General features: G+C 60.5%; 1 protein-coding gene and 1 pseudogene. One reads left to right on the plus strand and one right to left on the minus strand.

What is annotated here, in order from left to right; all coding sequences use genetic code 11:
- Window positions 1-1,744: pseudogene (locus M1B34_RS33420) on the plus strand (hypothetical protein); the annotation flags it as partial.
- A 108-nt stretch (window positions 1,745-1,852) separates the two neighbouring features.
- Here the strand turns inward: M1B34_RS33420 and M1B34_RS33425 are convergent.
- A partial coding sequence (locus tag M1B34_RS33425) for a calcium-binding protein (protein ID WP_268267407.1) occupies window positions 1,853-2,821 on the minus strand: 969 nt, incomplete at its 5' end.

A 2,821-nucleotide genomic window follows, 5' to 3' on the forward strand; every position in this document is an offset into this window, starting at 1 on the left:
GACCCTGGGCGCCAACCTGGAAGTGCTGGATGCGCGCAACACCGGCACCCTGGCCATCACCCTGAACGGTAACGCCGCGGACAACCGCATCCTCGGCAACGCCGGCAACAACATCCTCGACGGCAAGGCCGGTATCGACACCCTGATCGGTGGCGCGGGCGACGACCTGTACATCCTCGATAACGCCGCCGAACTGGCCCTGGTTGAAGAGGAGGCAGACGAAGGCAACGACACGCTGCAGATCGGTTACAACAACACCAGCAAGACCGAAGCCCAGAGTATCGACCTCAGCGTCGGCAACCTGGTGAACTTCGAAAACGTTACCGTCACCGGCACCGGCCTGTTCAACCTCACCGGCAACAACCTGGGCAACAAACTGACCGGTAACGCGGCGGCCAACGTCATCACCGGCGGCACGGGCAACGACACCCTCGATGGCAAGAACGGTGGCGATACCCTGACCGGCGGCGACGGCGATGACACCTACTTTGTCTACAGCGACAAGGACCAGGTGATTGAAGGGGTCGAAGGCGGTAACGACACGGTGAACGTGGTGTCCTACGCCAAGAACACCTACAAGCTGGCAGACAACGTCGAGAACGCCATTGCCTATTCCAAGGCGGCCATCAACCTCACCGGTAACGGGCTGGCCAACACCTTGACCGGCAACGACGCGGCCAACATCCTCGACGGCGGCGCCAATGACGTAGACGGTGAGTTCGATACCCTGATCGGCGGCAAGGGCAACGACACCTATATCGTCAATAACATCGGCGATGTGGTCACCGAGCGGCTCAACGAAGGCGTGGACACGGTTAAATCCTCCATCGACTACAGCCTGACGGCCAACGTCGAGAACCTGACCCTGACCGGTTCGGCAATCTTTGGCACCGGCAACGACCTGAAAAACATCATCACCGGCAACAACCTGGCCAACGTGCTGGACGGTGGCGCTGGCGTGGACCAACTGATCGGCGGTGACGGCAACGACACCTACCTGGTCGATCTGGTGATCAAGGGCACCGGAGCCAAGGCCACGGCCACCTTGGAAGACACTGTCGTGGAGAAGGCCGGGCAAGGCGATGACACCCTGATCTTGCGCACCGACTCCGATGCCTTTGCGACCTTCATCGGCAAGGCCAGCGTCACCCTGGCCGCCAACGTGGAGAACCTGGATGCCAGCGGCACCGGTAGCCTGAACCTGAGCCTGACCGGCAATGCCGGCAACAACCTGATCATTGGCAACGCCGGCAACAACGTGATCAACGGCGGCGCCGGCAATGACAAGCTGGTCGGCGGCCTGGGCCAGGACACCCTGACCGGTGGCGCAGGCCAGGATGTGTTTATCTTCAGTGCGGGCGACTCGAATGTTGATCGTGATAACGATGCCTCTGGCACCCGCATTGACGTCATCACCGACTTCAACATCAAGGACGACACCATTGGTTTCAACAACCTTGGCATCGATTTGGACAATGAAAACACCGTACAAACCCTAAGCACGGACAGCGGAGCAACGGCCACTTACGCTTCTCTGCTGGCCGCAGCCGACGCATTGTTCCAGTCGTCCGAGGGCAGCGTTAAAGTTGCCATCGGCTACGACAAAGGCAGTGCCTACATCTTCGTCGATACCGACGATGTTGTTGGCGCAGACACCGCGATCAAGTTGGTGGGCGTCAAGGGTGATGTAAACATCGGCGCCATCAAGCTGGTCGCCGATGACTTTCACCTGACCCCTCCCTGATCCATTGCGCTGATGCGCAGATTGTAAAGGCGGTAAAAAAGGCCGCTACCTTCGGGTAGCGGCCTTTTTTTGCCTCCGGGAAAAGCGCTGTAGCACGACTGGCAAGGGCTACAGGCTGAAGTCCTCGACGCTCAGCTCGGCGATGCCCACCAGCTTGATCGAGAAGTCGGCGACCTTGTCCGCATTATGGGTGCCATAGACCACCAGGTCGTTGCCGACCACCTGGTACACCAACTCCTTGGCGCCGCCACTGAACGCCCCGCCCTGCACCAGCTTGTAGCCCTTGAGGGCGGAGAAATCGAGCTGGTCGATGCCGCTGGTGAAGTTGTGGATCACGTCCTGCTTATCGTTGAGCCCCAGCTCCTTGAGGGTGTTGAACTTGAAGGTGTCCTTGCCGCTGTTGCCGAACATCGTGTCGGCACCGAGGCCGCCGATCAAGGTGTTGAGGCCGCCGGCACCGGCCTGCAGTTGGTCATCCCCTGCCCCGCCATTAAGGGTGTTATCGCCCAGGTTGCCGATGATCAAGTTGTTGCCGGCGTTACCGGTCAGGCTCAGGTTCAGGTTACCGGTGTCACTGGCATCCAGGTTCTCCAGGTTGGCACCCAGGGTCACGGCGGCCTTGCCGGTAAAGGCGTTGATGGCATCGGTGCCCATGCGCAGCACCAAGGTGTCATCGCCTTGCCCAGCCTTCTCCACCACGGTGTCTTCCAGGGCCACGGAGGCCTTGGTGCCGCTGCCTTTGACGATCAGGTCGACCACATAGGTGTCGTTGCCAGCGCCGCCGATCAGCGTGTCGACGCCAGCGCCACCCTCCAGCACGTTGGCTAATCCGTTGCCGGTGATGAGGTTATTCAGGGCATTGCCGGTGCCGTTGATCGCCCCCGAACCGGTCAAGGTCAGGTTCTCGACGTTGGCGGTCAGGCTGTAGTCGATGGACGACTTGACCGTGTCCAGCCCTTCGTTGGCTTCCTCCACGACCACATCGCCGAGGTTGTCGACGATGTAGGTGTCATTGCCTTTGCCACCCACCAGACGGTCGGCACCTTCGCCGCCATCGAGGATGTTGGCCACCGCGTT

The sequence above is a fragment of the Pseudomonas morbosilactucae genome (assembly GCF_023241715.1).
Taxonomy (GTDB): domain Bacteria; phylum Pseudomonadota; class Gammaproteobacteria; order Pseudomonadales; family Pseudomonadaceae; genus Aquipseudomonas; species Aquipseudomonas morbosilactucae.